The sequence below is a fragment of the Halomonas alkaliantarctica genome (assembly GCF_029854215.1).
GTDB classification, from domain to species: Bacteria; Pseudomonadota; Gammaproteobacteria; order Pseudomonadales; family Halomonadaceae; genus Vreelandella; species Vreelandella alkaliantarctica_A.
In genome coordinates, this window is sequence record NZ_CP122961.1 from 3,709,706 (window position 1) to 3,733,615 (window position 23,910).

Consider the following 23,910-nt stretch of genomic DNA (forward strand, 5'->3'; position numbering starts at 1 on the left):
CAGCGCCATCATCGTCAACTCAGACTTTTTTACTCAGGTATTTTATTTTAGTAGCGAGGATTGCGGATGCACGCTCTTCAGTTAAGCCGAGCCCGCTTACCGGCCACCACCGAGATCAGTATCGTCGATGAGTACGGCGATGCACGCCAGCAGGCGATCGCCGCTGAAAGAGCGTTGACGGTCTACCTCAACAAGCGCGAAATTGTCACTTTAATGACCTTGGGCGACGACCCAGAGGCACTGGTGGTCGGCTATCTGCGCAACCAAGGGCTGCTAAGCGCCGCGGCTGATTTAGAAGCCGTCCAAGTCGATTGGGAAGTAGAAGCGGCGGTCGTGATTACACGCCATCTGCCCGAAGATTTAGAAGTACGTCTAAGCACCCGCACGGTCACCACCGGCTGCGGCCAAGGCACGGTCTTTGGCAAACTGCTCGACCAAACCGCGCTAACGGCGCTGCCTAATACTCAACTGGCACAATCCACGCTCTATCAATTGCTGCAAAACCTCAATGCGTACAACGAGACTTACCGCAGCGCTGGCGCCGTTCACGGCTGCGCGCTGTGCCAGCAAACCGACGTGCTCGACTTTGTAGAAGACGTAGGACGACATAATGCAGTCGATACCTTGGCGGGGCGTCAATGGCTACAACAGGCCGACAGCGCTAATGCGGACATTTTCTACACCACTGGCCGACTGACGTCCGAGATGGTGCTCAAAGTGGCGCAAATGGGCATTAGCGTGCTGGTCTCTCGCTCGGGCGTCACCCAAAAAGGCGTCGAACTGGCCGAACGCTTTGGCGTGATGCTAATCGCCCGCGCCAAAGGGCGCCATTTCCAAGCGATCAACACCCAAAACCGTTTAGTCCTGGACGCTATTCCACCGCGGCCATCCCATGCCCGTTCATCTAAAGAGGCAAGCTCATGATCCCCACTCACGAACTCACCGGCATGATTCTCGCGGGCGGCGAAGGGCGCCGAATGGGTGGCCGTGACAAAGGGCTTGAACCTTTCGCAGGCCTGCCCCTCGTCGGCCATGTGGTGAAGCGCCTTGAAGGCCAGGTGGGCGAGCTGCTGATCAACGCCAATCGCAATGCTGACGCCTACCGTTTTTTCGCAGATCGCGTTATAGCGGATCTTGTAATGGACGGCGCTGAAGGCGGCTTTAAAGGCCCGCTGATGGGGATCTATAGCGGACTAAGGGCTGCAAAAACGCCATGGTTGCTGGTCGCGCCCTGCGACTCCCCCGCCCTGCCAGACGATTTAGTGGCGCGCATGATAAAAGGTATTGGCCATCATGATATCGCCGTGGCCTTTGACGGCGAACGGCTGCACCCGGTGGTTGCGCTGCTGCGCACGTCTCTAGCCGATGATTTGGCCGCCACCCTGGCCGAGGGCGAACGTAAAATCGACCGTTGGTATGCCCGCCACGACTGGTGCCGAGTCGATATGTCGGACTGCACCGATGCGTTTGCCAATCTTAATACTGAGGAGGAGAAGCTTCGTCTGGAAACGACGCTGTTTAACTCCTCAGCCAAGGAGGCCCGATGACCCTCTCCTGCTTTGATCTTGGCGAGCAGATGCTTAGCGTGGATGAAGCGCGCCAGGCGCTCGCCACCTTGATTGAACGCCCGCTGGGCAGCGAGCAGATTCCGCTGGCGCAGGCTCTCGGCCGCCGCTTGGCCGCCGCCGTCCAGGCACCCATTAACGTGCCACAAAATACCAATGCGGCCATGGACGGCGTAGCACTAGCCTTGCCTAGAGAAGGTGTTGGGGCCAAGCAAACCCACTGGCCGCTTGCCGGTGAGGTATTGGCCGGGCAGTATCGTCGCGAATTAGTACCTGCCGGTCACTGCGTGCGCATCACCACCGGCGCCCCCTTGCCGCCGGGCACCGATACAGTGGTAATGAGTGAACAACTGCGCGAACCGATAGAAGATGATAAGCCTGCGCATGTGACCATCGAGTCTCCAGAGCTCCTCAAGCACGGCCAACATGTCCGCCAGGCCGGTGAGGATATTGCCCTCGGTGACACAGCCTTTTCTGCGGGAGCACGGCTCGATGCCGCCTCGCTGGGGCTTTTGGCGTCACTGGGTTATGCCGAGATCAGCGTGAACCAGCGCCCAAAGGTCGCGATTTTTTCCACTGGCAATGAAGTGACCGCCCCCGGCGAACCGCTGCCCCAGGCAGGCATTTATGATGCCAATCGTTTCACCCTTATGGGTTTGCTGGCCGAACACGGCGCCGACGTCATTGACCTGGGCATCCTGCCAGACGATTTAAACGCTATTAAAACGGCCCTTGAAGACGCTGCGGCGCAAAGCGACTTGGTGATCACTAGCGGCGGCGTTTCCGTCGGCCAGGCTGACTTTACCCGCGACGCCCTTGAACAACTGGGCCGACTGGCCTTTTGGCGGGTAGCGCTGCGACCTGGCCGCCCGATGGCCTGCGGTTGGCTGGGTAAAAAGCGCACACCGTTTGTTGGCTTGCCCGGCAATCCGGTAGCGGTCATGGTAACCTTTCTACAGTTTGTTTCGCCGCTGTTGGATCGGCTTAATGGGCAACCATTGGCGCCACCACACCGTCTTTATGCCGTTACCGAAAGTCTCTTAAAAAGCCGCTTGAAGCGTACTGATTTTATCCGCGGCGTTTACCATACTGATAGCGAAGGACGGTTACTCGTGCGCAGTACCGGTGCCCAGGGTTCTGGCATTTTAACCTCGATGGTGGCTGCGAACTGTTTGATTGAGCTTGCCGACGACCAGGCAGGCGCGCAACCGGGCGAGGTAGTCAGCATACAACCACTAACGGGATGGCTATGACCGAGCAACGACCCGCACAACCACACGCTAATCAACAGCGATCTGTCCAGCCAGAGGCTGACCAGCAATTGATCGACGACTTTGGTCGGCGCATTAGCTACGTGCGCATCTCGGTCACCGATCGCTGCGATTTCCGCTGCGTGTACTGCATGAGCGAGGAGATGACGTTTCTGCCCCGCGCCCAGGTACTGACACTTGAAGAGATCGCCATGGTGGCGCGCGCCTTCACCGAGCTTGGGGTTGAAAAGATTCGCCTGACGGGCGGCGAACCGCTGGTGCGCCGTGGCATTGAGCAACTGGTTGATGAGATCGGTGCGATGCCAGGCCTTAACGACTTCACCATGACCACCAATGGTGCCAGCCTACGCAAGCACGCTAAGCAGCTTTACGCCAGCGGTCTGCGGCGGCTGAACATCAGCCTGGATTCGCTGAATGCGGAGCGCTTCAAGCAGCTCACCCGCACCGGTGATTTGGCCAAAGTCATCGACGGCATTCGTGCTGCTAAAGAAGCAGGCTTTAAACGCATCAAGCTCAACGCGGTGATCTTAAAAGGTCGCAACGACGACGAAGTGATCGACCTGGTCACCTTTGCCCGCCAGGAAAATCTCGATATTAGCTTTATCGAAGAGATGCCGCTGGGCGATGTTTCCGACCATTCGCGGGCGGAAACCTTCTACTCCAGTGACGATGTTCAAGCATTGATCGAAACGCGCTATCCGCTGATCCCTACGACCGAAACCACCCCCGGCCCATCGCGCTACTTCAAAATGGCCGACAGCGACAGCCGGGTTGGGTTTATTTCCCCCCATAGCCACAACTTTTGCGATACCTGTAACCGGGTGCGCGTGACCGTGGAAGGCCGTTTGCTGCTTTGCCTAGGCAACGAACACTCGGTGGATCTGCGCGCCGTGCTGCGCCGCCACCCCGGCAATATGCAGGCACTCAAAGAGGCGATCATCAATGCTCTGCCGCTTAAGCCCGAGCGCCACCACTTCACCACCGATGGCGATGTCCAGGTAGTACGCTTTATGAATATGACGGGGGGCTAGAGGTTGGCAGGCTTGGCAAAAGTGCCGGTGCATATCATTACCGGCTTTCTTGGCAGCGGCAAAACCACGCTTATCCACAGCCTCATCGAGCAGAAGCCTGTGGATGAAACCTGGGCCATTTTGGTCAACGAGTTTGGTCAAATCGGCATCGATCAGGCCATGTTTGACGCCCGTGACGATGTGGTGGTGAAAGGCCTGCCCGGCGGCTGTCTGTGCTGCCAGCTCGCCTTTGTACTGCAAGCGGCACTGGTGAATTTACTCGCGCGCAGCAAGCCTGATCGCGTCATCATCGAACCCTCAGGCCTTGGACACCCGGCGGGTCTGTTGGATCTACTGCGTGGCGAAGCCTTTCTTGAGGTGGTCGAGGTACGCGATATTATTGCCACCCTCGACCCCCGCCGATTAGATGACGCCCGCGCGCGACAGCACGACACCTTCCGTGATCAGCTCGATATGGCCGACGCCGTAGCGCTCACCATGCTCGACCAGAGCACACCCGAACAGCTCAGCGCCGCCCACACCTTTGTGGCGCAGCGCTGGCCGCCGCGTAAATGGGTGCAGGAAGCCCTGCAGGGCGAACTACCGATAGCGTTGTTGACCCAAAGCGGAAGCGCCGAAGCAAGCGATATAAGCATGCCCGCCAACCATCAACAGCTGGCGGCAGCGCCCAGCATAGCCGGGGCGTTTTTTGACTTCCCACCCCCGCCCGGCCAGCCCCAGCGTGAAACCGCCACCTCGCTGGGCTACACCAGCACGGGACTACGTTGGCATCCAAGCGAGCGCTTCGAACTGGATAACTTGGCCGCCTGTTTGGGAGAGTTTCCCAGCGAGGCGCGCATTAAAGGCGTGTTTCATACCGATAGCGGCTGGAAACGCCTTAACCGCGCCGGCGGTACGCTTAGCGTTGAAAGCAGCGCATGGCGTCAAGACTCCCGGCTGGAAGTGATCATTCCCGATACGAGTCCCGCTCTCGATATCAATATCGAAGGCCGAATCCGCTCGCTGATACTGGATTAATCGCCCGTCACCAATTTCTCAATGGCCTCTACGGTGACCGGACGCCCAAACAGATAACCTTGATACGCGTAGCATTCGTGCGCCAGTAACCACGCCTGCTGCGCTTTGGTCTCTACCCCTTCCGCAATGACCTCTAGATTGAGGCTCTCTGCCAGGGCAATGGTACTCTCGACAATCGCCGCGTTGGCCTGGCTTTCGAGCACCTGCTGCACAAAGGATTGGTCGATTTTTAGCTGATCCAGCGGCAAGTGAGCTAAATAAGCCAGGGACGAGTAGCCGGTACCAAAATCATCCAAAGAGAAGCGTACGCCGCGCGCTTTAAGGGCGAGCATTTTCTCCCTAGCGTCATCTCGCGCTTCCACAAACAACGACTCTGTCACTTCCAGCTTTAGCCGTTGAAGCGGCGCCTGGGTACGCGCAAATACCCCCTCTACACGGGTCAGAAAGTGCTCATCGCGAAACTGTAGCGGACTGATATTCACCGAGACGGACAATTTGCTAAGCCTTTGGTGCTGCGCCCAGCGAGCCAATTGATAGCAGGCATCTTCCAGAGCCCATTCGCCCACATCGTTTATCAGCTCACTGCTTTCCAACAGTGGAATGAAATCGCCTGGAGAGACCATGCCGCGCTCAGGATGATGCCAGCGCAGCAACGCCTCTACACCTGTGATCGTACCGTAGTGATCCACCTGGGGCTGGTAATAGAGCTGCCACTGTTGACTTGCCTGCGCTTGGCGCAGATCAGCCTCTAGTTTCACATGAGCCAGTAGCGCCGCCTGCATTGAAGGGTCAAAAAAGCACATACCATGGCGACCGTTGCTCTTAGCCTGAAAGAGCGCCATATCGACCTGCTGCAGATAGTCATCAACGCCGTACTCATTGCTCGCCATAATCGCAATACCAATACTCCCCGTCACAGTGATGCTCTCTTCAGCCAGGGTGATTGGTTCGTTAAGCACTGCCAGCAACTTATGCGCGATACGCTCCGCCAGCCGAGTGGTTTGAGCGTAATTGCTATCCACGCCCTCAATTAATACCGCAAATTCATCGCTCCCCAGCCGCGCTAAGGTATCGGTATCGCGCAGCATCTGGCCCATCCGGCGGGCAACGCTCTGTAACACCAGGTCACCCGCATAGTGACCCAAAGTGTCATTAATCTGTTTGAAGTTATCGATATCAATAAATAGCAGCGCACCACAACGCTGATGACGCTGAAGCTCTTTGAGGGCAGTACCGATGCGATCCATAAACAGCCGTCGGTTTGCCAATCCGGTTAAGGTGTCATAAAACGCCAGTTGATGAATCTCTTGCTCAGCAACTTTGCGCTCGCTGATATCGCTCATGGTGGCCACGTAGTGAGTTAATATGCCATCTGCGCCGTACACCGCGCTGATGGTTAGCCACTCGGGAAACAGTTCACCATTCTTACGCTGGTTCCAAATCTCGCCTTCCCAACTGCCGGTTTTGCTAACACGCTTCCATAAGCGGCGATAAAAGGTGGCATTTTGTAGGCCAGAGCTAAACATACGCGGGTTATTACCCACTATCTCGGCTTCGTTATAGCCGGTAATGCGGCTGAAGGTCTCATTAACCTTGAGAATGGTGCCCCGTGGATCGGTAATCAGAATGCCCAAGTGAGTCTGGAAGGCGGCAGCAGCGATTTGCGCCTCGGCGCGCGCCTGTTCACGCTCTTCGATACGCTGGCGCAATTGATGCGCCAACGCTAAACGGTTCAAGTAGTGACGCGCCCCCCAGGCACCCAGCAGGGCAATAACGGCCATCACCAGCGTTAAAATCAAAGCACGCTGGCGCCAAGCAGCCAGCAATTGGTGCAAATCAACGCCGACCACGGCCAGCATGGGATACTCACCTACCCTTTGCATGCGAAAGAGGCGCTCACGACCATCAATGGGCGAGAGCGCTTTTAATGACCAGGCAACCTCCCCGTTCGCCAGCTCTCTTGCCTCCTCCTGAGAAGCTTGCGCGCTCTCAACTCTCATACCGATAGGAAATTGCTCTTCTGGAGTGGGATGCCTAGCAATTAACTTAGAATCAGAATCGATCAACGCAATGCTCTCGCCCTCATACACATGCATCTGCTCAAGCGCGTCAGCAAATACCTCAGGAACAATGCTAGAAATGACCACCCCTGCAAATTCGCCGCCCGAGGTCTCTAATCGTCGGCCATGGTACAGATAGTAGCGCTGATCCATGTCAGACCAGTAAAGCGGGGTAATCAGCTCCTTCTGCCCGGCTTGCTTGAAGGCATTAAAAAACGCTGACTCGCTGATATCCACATTCGCTCTTCGGTTGCTGCGACCGCTCGCCAGTAAACGCCCATCAGAGCCCACAACAGCGATTTCGTCCACTATAGAGACATACAGGGTCACGTTTTCTAATGCGCGCTGAAGCGCCTGGACACCGCCTCTCTCTGGCGCTCCTTGCAACGCTACCAACTCCGCAAGCCCAAACAGCGCTTGCCCGCTTTGTGCGAACACGCCTTTCGCCCACTCAGTGACCACATTAGCGCGGGCGGTAATCCGCGACTCGGCGGCCTCAATTTCTTGCTCGTACTGTTCGCTCAGCAGCCAACCAAACAGGACCGCCATGACTAACAGTGCTAACAGATATAACGCAATTACCTGACGGCGTTGTTGGTGGTAAGTCTTGGTAGTTTTCAATACATCATCATTTACGTCATTCGAGGTAGCGGACATCGCGCAGAAGCCTTATTCAGGTAACCCACAGGTGCACCTGATACAGTGTAAAAAGTAACCATAAATAATACTTGGCACGTGCTAACACGCGTCTTTATCCGATAGTACCGCGGTGCTTTTGTGATATATAACAGTTTTTATCGCCGTTAATGCGTTGAAAAACGTCATGTTAAGCATTGATAGCCAACTTACCAGGAAATTGTTATGGCATCGCTGGGCCAAATGAGCGACTACGAGATACGTCTCATCCGTATTTTCAAGACGGTCGTTGAGTGCGGCGGCTTTACCGCTGCGGAAACCACGCTGGGTATTAGCCGCTCGGCGATTAGCCAGCACATGAACGATTTGGAGGGGAGGTTGGGCTTCTCGCTCTGCCAGCGGGGGCGTGGCGGTTTTAGTTTAACCGAAGAGGGCAAAGAGATTTATCAGGCAGGATTGACGTTACTAACCGCGCTTGAAACCTTCAAAAGCGACGTTAACGCTCTGCATCAGACGATCAAGGGCGAGCTGAATATCGGCATCACCGATAACCTGGTAACGCTCCCCGCCATGCACGTGACCAATGCATTGGCTGAGCTTAGCGCGCCGGAGCATGAGGTCACGCTGCATATTCATATGGAGCCTTCTGACGCGGTAATTCGTGGGGTGATGGACGGTCACTTGCACGTCGGCGTAGTGCCTTCAGTGAATTTGCCCACCAGCTTGGAAGCGCGGCACCTTTATGATGAGCCCTCGTACCTTTACTGCGCGGCTGACCATCCACTGTTTACAGAGGACGATGACACGCTCAGTGGTGCAGATATCGCCTTACACTCCGCTATTGCGCCGCGCTATCCGCTACCGGTTGAGGCGCGCCAGGCGCATGATGCGCTAAGCCTGCGGGCTTCAGCATCCGACCGCGAAGGCGCCGCTTTTTTGATTCTTACCGGGCGTTTTATCGGCTTTCTGCCCGAACACGTAGCTGCTCAGTGGGTATCAGCGGGCAAGATGCGAGCGCTGCATACCGCCACGCAGCACTACCGCATTCCGTTTGTACTCATTACCCGCCATGACCGACGCCCTAACCGCGTCGTTGATGCATTTCTGCGCTTAATCAAAAGCAGCTAAGGTAAAAAACCCGGCATAAATGCCGGGTTTTTACTGTTTAACGCTGCTCCGTTGCCTCATTGGCCATTATCGGCGCTGGCCCTGCCTGGGGCGATGACGCCAACACTTTACTTGCCACGTAGTAAACAATTGCCCCCAGCGCCGAGCCGGTGAACCAGCCGTAGTCATAGAACCAGTCCATAGTGCCGGTTAACAGCGACAACAAAGTAAGCGCTACCGGCACCCCAAAGGCGATAAAACCGGCAATGTTCACCGCAGGATAAGCATGGTTATCCATATACAGGCTGGGCACATCCAGGCGCTGCTTTTTAATCAGGAAGTAATCCACCGCCATTATGCCCGCGATTGGCCCTAGCAAGCTTGAATAGCCTAACAACCAGTTGGAGTACATCTGCTCAAGGGAAACCCCTGGCGGAATAACACCCGCTTTTTGCAGCAAATCGTAGCCCATTAGCAGCACGCCTACCGCGCCGGTCAGCAGCACGCCGCGGGTCTGGTTAATTAACTTAGGGGCAATATTCTGAAAATCGTTGGTGGGAGAGACAATATTAGCGGCAGTATTCGTAGAGAGAGTAGCAATGATGATCAACAGCATCGCTAGCACTACCCAGAAAGGGCTATTGATCATCCCAATCAGATTCACAGGATCAGCAATCGTTTGACCTACCAACGTCTCAGAAGCAGCAGTTAACACCACACCCAACGCGGCAAAGAAGAACATCGTTAGCGGCAAACCGATCACCTGACCAACGATCTGATCTTTTTGGCTTTTGGCAAAGCGGCTGAAATCGGGAATATTCAGCGACAGTGTGGCCCAAAAGCCCACCATGGCGGTTAAACCCGCGAAGAAGTAGCCGTACACCGACGCCCCTTCAGGCCGCGACGGCGGCTGGGCCAATAGCTCGGTCATCGACATGTTTGGCCACGCCCATATCATTAGCCCCACACCAACGGCTAGCAGCAAAGGTGCGGCGAGGGTTTCCAGCCATTTAATCGACTCTGCCCCACGAATCACCACATAGAGATTCATCGCACCGAAGACAAAAAAGCCAATCACTTCACCAACACCTCCTATCGCAGCCCAAGCGGGAATCAACTCGGAGAGCAACAGGTGAATGGCCAAACCGCCAAACATGGTTTGAATACCAAACCAGCCGCAGCCGACTAAGGCGCGCACCAGACAGGGTACATTGGAACCTAAAATACCGAACGAAGAGCGTAAAACCACCGGAAATGGAATACCAAACTTAGTTCCGGGAAAGGCGTTTAAGGTAAGTGGAATCAACACGATCACGTTGGCCAAGAGAATGGCAAACAGCGCTTCCCCTACGCTCAACCCAAAGTAGGCGGTTAATACTCCACCTAGCGTGTAGGTGGGTACGCAGATCGACATGCCTACCCACAGTGCCGCAATATTCCACTTACTCCAAGTACGCTCGCTGGCCTGGGTAGGCGCAATATCCTCATTAAAGCGCGCACTACTGCGTACATCGTCCCCTACATCAAGCTCTATCAGCCCACCTCGATCTACCATCTGAGAGGTTGTTTCGGTCATTTTTTATCTCCTCAGCATTGTGTTGCCCATCTAGGCTATATCTGAAAGCTAACTTCCACGGCCAATGGAGCTTCCCAGACAGAATTAAAGCAATAAGTGTGCCTACTTATAAAATCAGGGCAATTAACTCATTGATTAAAAAGCTGCCTTTCTAGACAACAATATTATTGTTAGCTTGTTACCTTTAGATCATTTTCCCCTCAAACAAAAACCAATTAAACAAAGCTAGGCCAAAAAAAATATTTGCACCAATATAAAACAAAAAATAACCAAACTAATTCACTAAAAATACATCAAATATATGATTTTAAAAGGATAAAAAATACATCCAAAATAGTGCAAAGACTCACCAAAAGAGTGAAAGCCGCTTCTTAGAATAATAAAACCAAACAAACTCAAAGAGTTAAATGCAGTTTTAAAAATCGCCATTAAAGACTTGCTAAAACCACCTGCCCAGCGCTACTTTCAACAAAAGCTGTCTATTTCGTCAGCTTTACAAAACTCATTCTGAACACATTACAAATATGCACCACACACCAACAATCAGTGGGAGCGTCTCATGCAGAAGATGAAAATTGGGCTTATTCAGATGGGCCTTAAAACCAGCACCGATCTTGAACCTGAGGCTATTCGCGACGCCATGAACGAGGCGCACCTGCCGATGATTCAGCAAGCGGCTGACCAAGGTGTGCAGGTGCTCTGTTTCCAGGAAGTGTTTAATCAACCCTATTTCTGCCCCAGCCAAGACGGCAAATGGTACGCCGCCGCCGAGCGGGTGCCGGAAGGTCCTACCTGCCAGATGATGCAGAAACTGGCCGCCGAGCACCGCATGGTGATCATCGTGCCCGTGTACGAAGAGACCGAAACCGGCGTTTACTACAACACCGCTGCAGTTTTCGACGCCGACGGCAGCTACCTGGGCAAGTATCACAAAACCCATATTCCCCAAGTGGCCGGTTTTTGGGAGAAGTTCTTCTTCAAGCCGGGTAAATCCAACTGGCCGGTGTTCGATACCGCCTACGGCAAGATCGGCGTGTACATCTGCTACGACCGTCACTTCCCCGAAGGCTGGAGGGCGCTGGCACTCAATGGTGCCGAAGTGATCTTCAATCCCTCTGCCACCGTGGCCGGGCTTTCCCAGTATCTGTGGGAGCTTGAGCAGCCCGCCTCCGCCGCCGCCAACGGCTGCTTTATCGCTGCGATCAATCGTGTAGGTACTGAAGCGCCTTGGAATATCGGGGATTTCTATGGCTCCAGCTATATCGTCAATCCGCGCGGCAAGATCGAGGCCCAGGCCAGCGAAACCGAAGACGAATTGCTGGTACACGAGATCGATTTGGACATGGTGCGCGAGGTGCGCAACAACTGGCAGTTCTTCCGCGACCGCCGCCCGGAAACCTATACCCGCCTCACCGATGGTGAATGATTCTGCTGGTTAAAAAATAACAGGAGCGAATGATGAGCTTATTAATCAAGGGCGGCACCGTCGTCACCCACGCCGACACTTACCGCGCCGACGTGCTGTGTGTGGACGGCAAAATCCAAGCGATTGGCACCGACCTAGAGGCCCCGGATGGGTGTGAAATCGTCGATGCCAGCGACCAGCTGGTGATGCCCGGCGGCATTGACCCTCACACCCACATGCAGTTGCCCTTCATGGGTACCGTGGCCAGCGAGGATTTCTATACCGGCACCGCCGCAGCCCTGGCTGGGGGCACCACCTCGATCATCGACTTCGTGATCCCGCAGCCCGGCCAGTCACTACTGGAAGCCTTCGAGACATGGCAGGGCTGGGCGGAAAAAGCCGCCACCGACTTTGCCTTCCATGTGGCGATCACTTGGTGGGACGATAGCGTGCGGGAAGAAATGGGCACCCTGGTGCATGAACACGGGGTTAACAGCTTCAAGCATTTCATGGCCTACAAGGGCGCCATCATGGCCACCGATGACATTCTGGTGGAAAGCTTTTCGCGCTGCCTGGAGCTGGGGGCGATTCCCACGGTACACGCGGAAAACGGCGAGCTGGTCTATCACATGCAGCAGAAACTGCTCGCCCAAGGCATGACCGGGCCTGAAGCCCACCCACTTTCGCGCCCGCCCCAGGTGGAAGGCGAAGCCGCCAGCCGAGCGATCCGCATTGCCAGCACTTTGGGCGCGCCGATCTATCTGGTTCACGTATCCACCAAGGATGCGGTGGATGAGATCGCCTACGCCCGCCAGCAGGGCCACCCGGTTTACGGCGAATGCTTGGCCGGCCACCTGCTGATCGACGACAGCGTCTACCAGGATACCGACTGGGGGCGAGCCGCCGCCCACGTGATGAGCCCGCCCTTCCGCCCCAAAAGCCATCAGGAAGCGCTCTGGCACGGGCTACAGTCAGGTAACCTGCAAACCACCGCCACCGACCACTGCTGCTTCTGCGCCGATCAAAAAGCCGCGGGCAAGGATGACTTCACCAAGATTCCCAACGGCACCGCCGGGGTCGAGGACCGTCTGGCCGTGCTGTGGGATGAAGGCGTCAACACCGGCAAGCTATCTCCCCAGGAATTTGTCGCACTGACGTCGACCAACACCGCCAAGATATTCAACCTTTATCCCCGCAAGGGCGCCATTCAGGTGGGTGCCGACGCCGATATCGTGGTGTGGGACCCCAACGGCACGCGGACGATTTCCGCCAAGACCCACCACCAGAACGTCGACTTCAATATCTTCGAAGGCAAGACGGTGCGCGGTATCGCCCGCCACACCATCAGCCACGGCAAATGGGTATGGCGCGACGGCGACCTACGCGCCGAGCGTGGCGCAGGCCGCTACCTGGAGCGCCCCGCCTACCCCGGTGTCTTCGAATTGCTGGCCAAGCGCGCCGAGCTGAATGCGCCGATGGCCGTAAAAAGATAACAGCTGTGCCCATAACAACAGCGGAGGCTCTACTGTGACTAGCCCACTGAATCACCTACCCAGCGCAAAAGAGGTCGGCACCTACGACCCGGATACGCTGGCAAGCAACTTTAGCGATCTACACCCGCCACTGACCCATCGCCAGGCGATGATCGAAAGCCAGCGCTGTCTCTACTGCTTCGATGCGCCCTGCGTGGAGGCCTGCCCGTCGGAGATCGACATCCCCAGTTTCATTCGCCAGATCAGCGAAAACAACATCAACGGCGCGGCGGAAACCATCCTGGAAGCCAACATCCTGGGCGGCAGCTGCGCTCGGGTATGCCCAACGGAAATCCTTTGCGAGCGCAGCTGTGTGCGCAACCACGACGCCGAATGCCAGCCGGTACTGATCGGTTTGCTGCAGCGTCACGCCACCGACCATATGCAGTTCGATAGCCACCCCTTCACACGCGCGGCCTCCACCGGCCGTCATGTGGCCGTGGTCGGCGCAGGCCCCGCGGGGCTCTCCTGCGCCCACCGCTTGGCGATGCTCGGCCATCAGGTGACCATCTTCGAGGCCGAGCAAAAGCCCGGCGGGCTGAACGAATACGGCATCGCCCGCTACAAGATGACCGATGACTTCGCCCGCAAGGAAGTCGAGTTTTTACTGGAGATCGGTGGCATCGACATTCAGTACGGCCAGCGCTTGGGCGACAACCTGGAACTGGCCGCCCTGCACCAGCAGTACGACAGCGTATTTCTCGGCCTGGGCCTGGGCGCCAGCCGCGCCCTGGGGCTTACCGGTGATGAAGCCCCAGGTCTGATGCCCGCCGTGGACTACATCAAGACTCTGCGCCAAACCGATGATCTGGGCAGCCTTGCGGTCGCCAAGCGCTGTATCGTAATTGGCGCAGGTAATACCGCCATCGACATGGCGACCCAGATGGCTCGCTTGGGTGCCACCGAGGTGACGCTGGTCTACCGCCGCGGTGTCGAGGAGATGTCCGCCACCGACCATGAACAAGAGATTGCCAAAGCCAACGGCGTACGCATGATCACCTGGGCGCAGCCCGACGACATCCTGCTGGACAGCCAAGGCCGGGTGGCTGGCATGCGCTTTGCCAAGACCCGGGAACAAGCGGGGCAATTGACGGCTACCGGCGACACCTTCGAGATTGCCGCCGACGCCATCTTCAAGGCGATTGGTCAGGGCTTTGAGGAAGCAAGCCTTCGCGACGCCACAGCCACCGAGCTCGCCCGCGACGGCGAGCGTATCCAGGTGGATAACATGCTGCGCACCTCGCTGCCTAACGTTTACGCCGGCGGTGACTGTGTAAAACCCGGCCAGGACCTTACTGTTCAGGCCGTGCAGCACGGCAAGCTTGCCGCCCACGCCATTCATCAGGCGCTCGTCGCCAAGCAGGAGGCCGCATGAACACCCTCAACTTTACCCCACCGGGCAAGCACAACAGCGGCGATAGCGTGGTCAACGGTGTTGACCTATCGGTGAACTTTGCCGGTATCAAAGCCCCTAATCCCTTCTGGCTGGCGTCCGCCCCGCCCACCGACAAAGCCTACAATGTGGTACGCGCCTATGAAGCCGGCTGGGGCGGCGTGGTGTGGAAAACCCTTGGCGAAGAGCCGCCCGCGGTGAACGTCTCCTCCCGCTACTCGGCCCACTACGGCAAAAACCGCGAAGTGATTGGCTTTAATAATATCGAGCTGATTACCGACCGTTCGCTGGAGGTCAATCTTAAAGAGATCACCCAGGTGAAGAAGGATTGGCCCGACCGAGCGCTGATCGTTTCCATTATGGTGCCCTGCAACGAAGAAGCCTGGGCGTACATTCTGCCACTAGTGGAAGCCACCGGCGCCGACGGCATTGAACTCAATCTGGGCTGCCCCCACGGCATGCCGGAGCGCGGCATGGGCGCGGCGGTAGGGCAGAACCCGGACCTGATCGAGAAAGTCACCTACTGGTGCAAGAAGCACTACTCCAAGCCCGTGATCGTCAAACTCACGCCCAACATCACCGATATTCGCGTGGGCGCCCAGGCAGCGCTGCGCGGCGGGGCCGACGCGGTGTCGCTGATTAATACCATCAATTCGATCACCAGTATTGATCTGGATAATATGGTCGCCAAACCCACCGTCGGCCACCTGAGCACTCACGGCGGCTACTGTGGCAGCGCCGTCAAACCCATCGCGATGAACATGGTGGCAGAAATTGCCCGCGACCCGGCCACGCCAACGCTGCCCATTTCCGGCATTGGCGGCATTTCCACCTGGCGGGATGCGGCGGAGTTTATCGCCCTGGGGGCGGGCAGCGTGCAGGTATGCACAGCAGCGATGCTCAACGGCTTTCGCATTGTGGAGGAGATGAAAGATGGGCTTTCCCGCTGGATGGCGGAAAAGGGCTACGACTCGATCGAGGCGTTCTCGCGCAAGGCGATCCCCCAGACCACCGATTGGAAACATCTGGATATCAACTTCAAGACCATCGCCAAGATCGACCAGGACCTGTGTATCGAGTGCGGCCGCTGCTATATCGCCTGCGAGGATACCTCCCATCAGTCGATCGCCAAGCTCACCGAAAAGGACGGCGCGCGCCGCTACGAAGTGATCGAGGAAGAGTGCGTGGGCTGCAACCTGTGCCAGATCACCTGCCCGGTGGAAAACTGCATCACCATGGTGCCGCAGGAAACCGGCAAGCCCTTCCTGGCCTGGGATGACGATCCGCGCAATCCTTTCCGCGCGGCTTCTTGATTAACGCCCTATAAAACGCCACCGCCCCCACAGAGTGAGGGCGGTGGCGTTTTTGTCGCCGTGAATCGTTATCCAGCGCGAGGCGCCTTAATCGAAGACTGCATCAGGCAGCCTGCGGGCTTGATCCTTAAAATTCTTCCCACTCTTGATCAGCGGTTACCGCTGCCTTCGACTTTTTATCCGTCAGGGTGGCAGGTCGCATAAGCGCCGGTTGCGTTTGGGGCGTTGTCAGCGGGGCATACTGGGTACGGGTTTCACCTTCCGCCAGACGAAATGTCGAAACGACGCTTTCCAGCTTGGCCGCCTGCTCTTCCAGCGAGCTCGCCGCCGAAGATGCCTCTTGGACCAGCGCGGCGTTCTGCTGCGTCACCTCATCCATCTGGGTAATGGCCTGGTTCACCTGCTCGATCCCCGAACTCTGCTCCTGAGAAGCCGCAGAGATTTCATCCATAATGTCAGTCACGCGACGCACAGAGGCAACCACTTCACGCATCGTCTCGCCGGCGCTTTCAACGAGCACCGAGCCCTCTTTTACCTGGGTTGATGACGCCTCAATCAATGCTTTGATCTCTTTAGCGGCATCCGCACTGCGGCTCGCCAGGTTACGCACTTCGCTGGCCACTACGGCAAAGCCACGCCCTTGTTCACCTGCCCGCGCTGCTTCCACCGAGGCATTAAGCGCCAGGATATTGGTTTGGAAGGCGATAGAGTCAATAACAGTAATAATATCCGTCACTTTTTGTGAGCTGTTGGAGATACCGTGCATAGTGGTAATCACCTGCTCAACCACTTCACCACCGTTAGTTGCCGTGCTTGAGGCATCGTTCGCTAACTGGCTAGCCTGACGAGCATTATCCGCGTTCTGTTTAACGGTAGCGGTTAACTGCTCCATACTAGCAGCGGTCTCTTGTAACGAGGCAGCCTGCTGCTCGGTCCGCGATGAAAGGTCTGCATTGCCGGAGGCAATTTCACGCGCGCCAATATGAATGGAGCCGCTGCTGTTGCGTACTTCAGAGACGGTTTTAGCCAGGTTGCCCTGCATGTGCTGCATGGCGCTAAACAGCTTGCCAATTTCATTTTGGCCACGTGAGTCAACTTTACCTGAAAGATCATTTTGGGCGATACGTTCGAAGTGCCCTACCGCCTCGTTCAGCGGTTTTACAATCGACCCCACCATGGCAATGCGTACGAACAACACCATTAACGCCGCCAGTATCAACACGGCGATATCGATGTAACCAATCAGTTGCATATCATTTTCATAATCGGCAATCATGAGCCCGTTTTGTTCTGCCATGTAATCGTTGTAGGCAGTACTCGCTTCTATGAATTGCTGATTTAAATCGCTTGCCGCCTCTCTTACGTTGCGAAATGCGTCTTCATCACCGGCGACCAACGCCGCTTCCTGGGGCCTCAGCCCCTGCTCCATCAAACGCTGAAAGCTGGCCATCAAGGCTTCCACAAGGACCGTCTGTGTAGCGATTGACTCAAACGCCGAGAAATACTCTTGAGCGTCCTCCTGCATGCCCTGTGCTGCGACCAGGTAATCACGGGCCGAACTGGCATCGCCTTCATAATCCGCGACAAAGCTATTGACGTAAAAAAGCTGTGCGTTTGCAATTGACAGCTGCCCTCGGTTGACCGAGCGCATTTGATCTGCCGCACGGTCAACCTCTCTAAGCGAAGAGCTACCCTCTTCGCCTGCCTGATAGCCAAGAAAAGCAATGATGATGATTAATAATGCAAAAATGGCTAAGACAAGGGTTAAACCTAGTTTTACTGATAGATTATTAAGTAGTCGTTTCATAGTGCGGGAAAGCCTCCAGGCCAGTTCTATTAGCTATTGGCAATTTATAGAATCTAGCTAGAGCACTTCCAGCGGCTTTAGATTAAATCGACCAATATTCTTTACGAGAATTTCTATCGGCCTGGGAGGCGTAGACTTTAGTCTAGAATGGAAATTATTTTCAATCGTGAGAATAGAAATGATTTGCAAGCGGCAGTAACCAGCGGACGTTTTGGGTATAGTTGAAGCGCGCCCTCGCCGCGGCTTGACCAAGCCACGGCGAACACGAAGGAAGGCGTTTGATTATTTATCGGGGTGTATGCGAATCCGGTACAGCACGCAGTAAACCACCGGCAGCACGATCAGAGTTAACAGCGTGGCGACGCCCAGGCCGCCGATCAGCGCGACCGCCATGCTGGCGAAGAAGGCATCGCTGATCAGCGGGATCATGCCCAACATGGTGGTTAACGCAGCCATAGCGACCGGACGCACGCGGCTGACGGCCGCTCGCACTACCGCATGGTAGCGGTCTTGGTGCAGCGGCAACTGCACGTTGATCTCCTCCACCAGTACGATGGCATTTTTGATCACCATACCGATCAAGCTCAACGTGCCCAGCAGCGCCATGAATGAGAAGGGCATCCCGGTAACCAACAACGCGCCAACTACGCCAATAATCGTTAGCGGTACCAGCGACCAAATGGCCAGCGGCTGGCGGAAGTTATTGAACAACACCACCGTGAGAATAAACATCATCACTATGCCCAGCGGCAGTGAGGAAAAGAGTCCACTCTGCGCTTCGCCAGCGGTCTCAAACTCACCGCCCCACTCCAACCGATAGCCTGAAGGTAGATCCAAGGCTTCCACCCTTGGGCGAATGTCGGTCAATACACTGGCTGCGGTCACCCCACTTAGCGGGTCGGGCTCACCGTACACCGCCAGCATACGTTCGCGGTTGCGGCGCATAATCAGCGGATCCGCCACCTGTGAGGTAATATCGCTGATGACTTGGTCGGCGGTAATGTAGCGGTTTTGCTCTGCGCTCCATACGTTAAGTGAGCCAAGGTTATCCACATCGTGGCGCTGCTCAGAAATCGCCCGCGCCACTATCGGAATCAGATCGCTGCCGTCGCGGTAAACGCCCACCTGGCTGCCACTGGTGCTCAGCGCAAGGGTGCTGGCCAGGTCTTCGCGGGTTACGCCCAACCTACGCGCGGTATCCTCAAGAAAGACGGGCTCAATCACCTGCACGCGGTTACGCCAACTGGTGCGCACGCTGGTCATATTCGGTGTATCGCGGAACATGGCCTCAACCTGATCGCCCAACTGGCGCAGTACCGCCGGGTCGCTGCCGTAGAAGCGCGCCTCTAGCTTGGCTTTGGGCGCAGGGCCGACCTCCAACGGGGCGATTTTAAAGTCAATATCGCTGTGGTCGCGCTCAAGCACTTGCTCAACGTCGGCCATACGCGCTTGCTGGATCGCTTTATTGTCGGTTTCGACAATTAACTGCGCATAGCTTGCGTAGCGGTCTTCCGGTGAGTAGGTGAGAGTAAAGCGCTGCGCCCCGCCGCCCACGGTAGTGGTCAGGTGGCGAACGCCCTCCATCGCCATCACGCTCTCTTCAAGCTCGCTAATGCGACGTTGGGTTTCGAGAATATCGGTCCCTTCCGGCGTGCGGTAATCGACAAAAAAGATCGGCGTATTCGAGGCTGGGAAAAAGGCATTTTTGACCGAACCAAAGCCGACCACCGCGCTGGCCAATATTGCCACCATCAGCGCCAAGGTTAACCAGCGCCAACGAATACCGGCGATAATGACGCGGCCTACAAAACGATAAACTACGCCTTTATAGGGATCATCCTGTCCATCGCCGGGGGCGACGTTACGGAAAAACATTTTGAAGTAGAACGGCGTTAGCGTCAGCGCCGTGATCCAGCTCAACAGCAGCGAGTAGAGCAGCACGAAAAATAGCGAGCCGATAAACTCACCAGTGGTGTCTGGCGATAAACCGATGGGCGCAAAGGCGGCAATCGCAATCAGCGTGGCCGCCAGCAACGGCCAGGCGTTTTGGCGAATCACTTGGTGCGCAGAATCACGAATAGTGCCGCCGCGCTTTAACCCCACCAGCATGCCTTCGGTAACCACAATGGCGTTATCCACCAGCATGCCGAGAGCAATAATCAGTGCTCCCAGCGAGATTTTCTCCAGCTGCAAACCGTGAAAGCGCATCAGCATAAAGGTGCCGATAATGGTGATTAGCAGTATAAAGCCCATTAACAGACCGCTGCGCCAACCCATAAACAGCATCAGCACTACGATCACGATGGCCACCGCCTGGATCAAGCTGACCAGAAAACCGGATACCGCGTCATCGACCACCTGGGGCTGGTTATAAACGACGTTTAACTCCATGCCCAGTGGCGTGCGGGTTTGCAGTTCATCCAGACGCTGCTGTAGCCGTTCGCCCACTTCGACCACATTCACACCGCTTTCAAAGGAGACGCCCAGCGAGATGGCTGGCCTGCCCATATCGCGGTAAAGCTGCTGGGGCTGCTCCGCCAGCTCGCGGCTCACATCGGCAATATCGCTCAACCGCACCAGCTCTCCATCACCCTCGCTGACAATCAGGGCGCGCAGATCGTCAATGTTCGCTGCACTGCCCGTCGGCGTGATGCGGAAGCGACGACCATCCTGTTTGAGATGCCCAGAATCCGCCACCGCATTTTGTGTATCCAGCAGCTGCTGTAGCCGGTTTAGCGGAATATTGAGCGCGCGCAGGCGTTCGCGATCAACTTCGATATAGATGCGCTCTTCATGCTCACCGCTTAACGATACCTTCGCGACGCCATCCACCAAAGCAAGCTCACGCTTGAGAAAGTCAGCGTGGTCAGCCAGATCCGGCATGCTATAGCCATCGCCCGTCAGGTTGACCATAAAGCCAAAAACATCGCCAAAGTCGTCATTAACGCGGGATTGACTCGCCCCTGGCGGAAGCGCGGCCTGGGCATCCTGTACTTTACGGCGCAGCGAATCCCATAATTGCTCCAACTCCTCGTTCTGCACCGTGCTTTCGAGCTCAACGGTGATCTGCGATAGACCATCAGAACTCACCGAGCTTACCCGCTTGATCGATGGCATCGCCTGGATCGACTCTTCCAGGGTCGAGGTAACTTCCTGCTCGACTTCTTCAGGCGTCGCACCGGGGTACTGCGTGGTGATTAGCGCATTACGGATGGTAAATTCGGGAAACTCCAGTTGCCCCATGCCTAAAAAAGACAGCGCGCCGCCCGCCAGCAGTACCACGGTCATTAAGTAGCTGGCCGCTCGATGGCGTAGAAAGTAGTCGACCATTTTAAAGCCCCTGCTCTTTTTCCCACGGGGTTACCCTGGTTTCCGTGGTTAAACGGTGGGCGCCGGCCGCCACAATACGGTCACCTGCAGATAAATCACCGGTCACTTCAAGCCCCTGGGAGGTTAAGGTACCTACTTCAACAGGCACCGCCTCTACCCGATGGGGTTCAATGAAGCGCCATACTTGGGCCTGTTCGGGATTGTCGCCAGAATAGCTCACGGCATCCGGAGGAAGGCGCCAAAGCGGGGCAGTTTGAGCGGTTTGCAGCGCGCTCAAATCCAAGCGCACGTTGGCGCTCATACCGTCTAAAAGAGTGATATCGTCCGGCTGGGGAAGCGTTAAAGTGACTTCATACGCCAAACTCTGTGCGCTGGCTTGGGTGGTGTAAGACGCTAGCTGGGCGAGATAAGGCTTGTCGCTCTTGCCAAAACGTACTTCAAATGCCAACGCATCACCGAAGGGGGCTCCATTACTTCGCGGTATGCGCTGCACGATCTGTTCGGGCAGATGAAACACCACGTCTAACTGCCCTGGTTGCTGAATCACCGCAACCGTTTCTTGCACCTGAACAATCTGACGGTTATCCACAGGTACTTGGGCAATCACACCATCGTAAGGAGCGCGTAACTTTGTGTGCTCGACCTGCTCTTGGGCCTGCTCAAAGGTAGCCCGAGCAGCCCGCCACTCACTTTCTGACTGGTCAAACTGAGATTGGCTGACCGCTCCACGCTGCAGGGTATAGCGCATGCGTTCCAGCGTTGCCTCAGCTAGCTGCAGGCGCGAACGAGCGCTGTCCAATTCACTTTGGACATTCCGATCATCAATGCGCGCAATCACCTCACCCTCACTCACCCGTTGGCCGGGGCTCACATTGAGCTCCAATAATTCCCCGGCCATACGGAATGACAAATTGCTGCGCGTAGAGGCTTCCACCCGCGCGGGAAACTGACGTAAAGCCGCAGCATTTGCCGACTGCAATGTCATCAATTTTACCGGCCGTATGGCATCAGTCGACTGCGCCTGGGGTTGCTCACAGCCCGTTAGCACGAGTAGAGCCAGCATGGCGGGCAGTAAACGGAGAAGAATAGCGGGCACGAGCAGCTCCTTGATGGCGGTCAGTAAGAATTTTCAAACCTGCATTCTGAATATACATTGAGTAATATAGCCACTTCACTGACATTCGTGAATGTCAGTGAAGTGTATAATAATCACCGTGCGGCGACTTTGCTATTTATCAGTGTCAAAATGCCGCTAATTCTATTAACAGGAGCCGCCATGTCCCGTCGTAAGGCTGACGCTGAGCGTACCCGAGAAACCATTCTGGATGCGGCAGAAACCACCTTTTTAGCCCAAGGCGTTTCGCGTACCACCTTGGCACACATTGCCCAGACTGCGGGGGTGACGCGAGGGGCCATTTATTGGCACTTTGAAGACAAAGCCGCACTGTTTGATGCACTCCTGGAACGCGTACGTGTCCCTCTGGATGAAATTGTCGATGAGGTGGTGGAGCGACTAGGCTCAGCACCGGCAGACTGTTTACGCGAAATTGCTCTACGCTCGCTGGCGGCCATTTCCCACGACCTACCACTGCAGAGAGCAGCCACCATCGTGCTGCACCGTTGCGAGAAACTGGAAGAGGAGCACCCGCGGATTTGCATGATTACTCGACTCTCTGAGCACGCCGAGGCACGAGTAGAGCAATTGTTTGAACAGGCCCAAGTAGCTGGCACTTTACGCGCAGACCTAACACCGGCCAGCGCCCGACGCCAATTTCATGGCTTTTTGATTGGCGTTTGCTTCGACTGGCTTCAGGATCCCCAGCAGCATTCTCTGGCGGATGAGAGCAGCGGTATCGTGGAAACATTAATGCGTGGTTTATTTAACACGCAAACTGTACGAACCTGCTCCCCATTTTAATTAACGCGTTGATCACTAAAGGTATTTAAATCACTTAGTCCACATTCATCTCGCGAGGGGCGATAAAGTGTTCAGCTAATATGGCGCTCATAGGTACATTAAGCGTAACGTCTTTGCCAGGAAGAGGTTGCTGAAACCATCGTTCGTAAAGCAACGGCATTTCCGCACTGGTATAAATATGTTCGAGGGCCTTATTGACCTCTGCTGCAAAAGCATCGTCGCCCAATTGCATTAAAAAACCGAGTGGCTCTATTGAGGTAATCGCTTCTTCGGAAAGCGCGTAAGTGTCAGGATGCTCGGACTCGGCAATCATTGTGCTCAGTAATATATCATCCATGGCGAAGGCCGCTACGCGGCCATCAGTGACTAAGTCAAACGCTTCCTGCAATGTGTCGACTGGCACAACCGACAAGTTTAGTTGCCGTTCCCGATTGACCTGGTTGATCTGGCTAACATTAACGGTGCCCCTAGCTACGCTCACGCTTCGCCCAGCCAAGTCCTCCAAGGTGGTAAATCCATTCTCTTTCAGGGCCACATAATGCACCGAGACAAAGAAATGGCTCAGTGCAAACTGCGCACTCTGCCGGCGCTCTTGGGTATTAGTGCTGGCATTACACTCAATATCGATATCGCCGCTATTGAGCAGTTGTACCCGGTTACTGGGTGTACGATACACATAGGCTATCTCAAGAGAAGGCAGCCCCAGTTGCACTTGCAGCTGTTCCGCTAAGCGTTGACAGATATCGATAGAGTAACCGACGACGTTACCCTGCTCATCTAAATAAGAGAATGGTGCCGTATCACCATAGCCAACCCTTAACACGCCGGTTGCTTCTATGCGCTCAAGCGAATCGATAGGCATCTCTGCCTGCGCTCCCCCTCCACCAGACATCATTACCATTAAACTACACCACACAAGCAATAAACTTCGGCGCATAACGCACCTCCT

The 23,910-nt window shown here is 55.8% G+C and carries 17 protein-coding genes; 11 read left to right on the forward strand and 6 right to left on the reverse strand.

Annotation, left to right across the window (positions count from 1 at the left end; all coding sequences use genetic code 11):
* Positions 1 to 66 precede the first annotated feature (66 nt).
* Genes QEN58_RS17045 through QEN58_RS17065 form a run of 5 tightly spaced genes read left to right on the forward strand, consistent with a single transcriptional unit; the run spans position 67 to position 4,884 of the window.
* Positions 67 to 924 (forward strand): formate dehydrogenase accessory sulfurtransferase FdhD, encoded by an 858-nt coding sequence (locus tag QEN58_RS17045; RefSeq protein WP_280104787.1) that lies wholly within the window; start codon positions 67 to 69, stop codon positions 922 to 924.
* Positions 921 to 1,547, forward strand: a complete 627-nt coding sequence (mobA, locus tag QEN58_RS17050; RefSeq protein ID WP_280104788.1) for a molybdenum cofactor guanylyltransferase MobA — start codon at positions 921 to 923, stop codon at positions 1,545 to 1,547. The genes QEN58_RS17045 and mobA overlap by 4 nt, the downstream gene beginning before the upstream one ends.
* A complete protein-coding gene (gene moeA, locus QEN58_RS17055; protein WP_280104789.1) occupies positions 1,544 to 2,818 on the forward strand; it encodes a molybdopterin molybdotransferase MoeA in 1,275 nt (424 codons plus the stop codon). The genes mobA and moeA overlap by 4 nt, the downstream gene beginning before the upstream one ends.
* Entirely contained in the window at positions 2,815 to 3,867 is a 1,053-nt protein-coding gene (moaA, locus tag QEN58_RS17060; protein WP_280104790.1) for a GTP 3',8-cyclase MoaA, read from the forward strand. Before moeA ends, moaA begins: the two co-directional genes overlap by 4 nt.
* Before the next feature lie 3 nt (positions 3,868 to 3,870).
* Positions 3,871 to 4,884, forward strand: coding sequence for a CobW family GTP-binding protein (locus QEN58_RS17065; protein ID WP_280104791.1), 1,014 nt, complete (start codon positions 3,871 to 3,873; stop codon positions 4,882 to 4,884).
* On the opposite strand, the gene QEN58_RS17070 is transcribed toward QEN58_RS17065, so the two are convergent.
* Positions 4,881 to 7,601, reverse strand: coding sequence for a bifunctional diguanylate cyclase/phosphodiesterase (locus tag QEN58_RS17070; RefSeq protein WP_280104792.1), 2,721 nt, complete (start codon positions 7,599 to 7,601; stop codon positions 4,881 to 4,883). The genes QEN58_RS17065 and QEN58_RS17070 overlap by 4 nt on opposite strands.
* A gap of 204 nt (positions 7,602 to 7,805) precedes the next feature.
* On the opposite strand from QEN58_RS17070, the gene QEN58_RS17075 reads away from it, so the two are divergent.
* Complete coding sequence (locus QEN58_RS17075) at positions 7,806 to 8,708, forward strand: LysR family transcriptional regulator (protein ID WP_280104793.1); 903 nt, start codon at positions 7,806 to 7,808, stop codon at positions 8,706 to 8,708.
* 37 nt (positions 8,709 to 8,745) lie between these two features.
* On the opposite strand, the gene QEN58_RS17080 is transcribed toward QEN58_RS17075, so the two are convergent.
* Entirely contained in the window at positions 8,746 to 10,263 is a 1,518-nt protein-coding gene (locus QEN58_RS17080; RefSeq protein WP_280104794.1) for an NCS1 family nucleobase:cation symporter-1, read from the reverse strand.
* A 559-nt stretch (positions 10,264 to 10,822) separates the two neighbouring features.
* On the opposite strand from QEN58_RS17080, the gene QEN58_RS17085 reads away from it, so the two are divergent.
* From QEN58_RS17085 to preA, 4 genes are read left to right on the forward strand one after another with little or no spacing between them, the layout of a single operon-like run.
* On the forward strand, positions 10,823 to 11,689 hold the full coding sequence (locus QEN58_RS17085; protein ID WP_138799335.1) for a nitrilase-related carbon-nitrogen hydrolase: 867 nt from the start codon (positions 10,823 to 10,825) through the stop codon (positions 11,687 to 11,689).
* A gap of 32 nt (positions 11,690 to 11,721) precedes the next feature.
* Entirely contained in the window at positions 11,722 to 13,161 is a 1,440-nt protein-coding gene (gene hydA / locus QEN58_RS17090) for a dihydropyrimidinase (protein WP_280104795.1), read from the forward strand.
* A 34-nt stretch (positions 13,162 to 13,195) separates the two neighbouring features.
* Positions 13,196 to 14,575 carry an NAD(P)-dependent oxidoreductase gene (locus tag QEN58_RS17095; RefSeq protein WP_280104796.1) on the forward strand — a complete coding sequence of 460 codons (1,380 nt, stop codon included), beginning with the start codon at positions 13,196 to 13,198 and terminating at the stop codon, positions 14,573 to 14,575.
* Positions 14,572 to 15,906, forward strand: a complete 1,335-nt coding sequence (gene preA / locus QEN58_RS17100; protein ID WP_280104797.1) for an NAD-dependent dihydropyrimidine dehydrogenase subunit PreA — start codon at positions 14,572 to 14,574, stop codon at positions 15,904 to 15,906. Before QEN58_RS17095 ends, preA begins: the two co-directional genes overlap by 4 nt.
* A gap of 127 nt (positions 15,907 to 16,033) precedes the next feature.
* Here the strand turns inward: preA and QEN58_RS17105 are convergent, their stop codons facing one another.
* The 3 genes from QEN58_RS17105 to QEN58_RS17115 all read right to left on the reverse strand — a co-directional run bounded on the left by QEN58_RS17105 (position 16,034) and on the right by QEN58_RS17115 (position 22,139).
* On the reverse strand, positions 16,034 to 17,713 hold the full coding sequence (locus tag QEN58_RS17105) for a methyl-accepting chemotaxis protein (protein ID WP_280104798.1): 1,680 nt from the start codon (positions 17,711 to 17,713) through the stop codon (positions 16,034 to 16,036).
* Positions 17,714 to 17,995: 282 nt separating this feature from the next.
* Positions 17,996 to 21,043 (reverse strand): efflux RND transporter permease subunit, encoded by a 3,048-nt coding sequence (locus QEN58_RS17110; protein ID WP_280104799.1) that lies wholly within the window; start codon positions 21,041 to 21,043, stop codon positions 17,996 to 17,998.
* A gap of 1 nt (position 21,044) precedes the next feature.
* Positions 21,045 to 22,139, reverse strand: coding sequence for an efflux RND transporter periplasmic adaptor subunit (locus tag QEN58_RS17115; protein WP_280104800.1), 1,095 nt, complete (start codon positions 22,137 to 22,139; stop codon positions 21,045 to 21,047).
* 180 nt (positions 22,140 to 22,319) lie between these two features.
* Here QEN58_RS17115 and QEN58_RS17120 point away from each other — a divergent pair, with 180 nt between their 5' ends.
* Positions 22,320 to 22,961 (forward strand): TetR family transcriptional regulator, encoded by a 642-nt coding sequence (locus tag QEN58_RS17120; RefSeq protein WP_280104801.1) that lies wholly within the window; start codon positions 22,320 to 22,322, stop codon positions 22,959 to 22,961.
* Between the two features lie 34 nt (positions 22,962 to 22,995).
* On the opposite strand, the gene QEN58_RS17125 is transcribed toward QEN58_RS17120, so the two are convergent.
* Positions 22,996 to 23,898: an amino acid ABC transporter substrate-binding protein gene (locus QEN58_RS17125; protein WP_280104802.1), complete on the reverse strand. Its 903-nt coding sequence runs from the start codon at positions 23,896 to 23,898 to the stop codon at positions 22,996 to 22,998.
* Positions 23,899 to 23,910 lie beyond the last annotated feature (12 nt).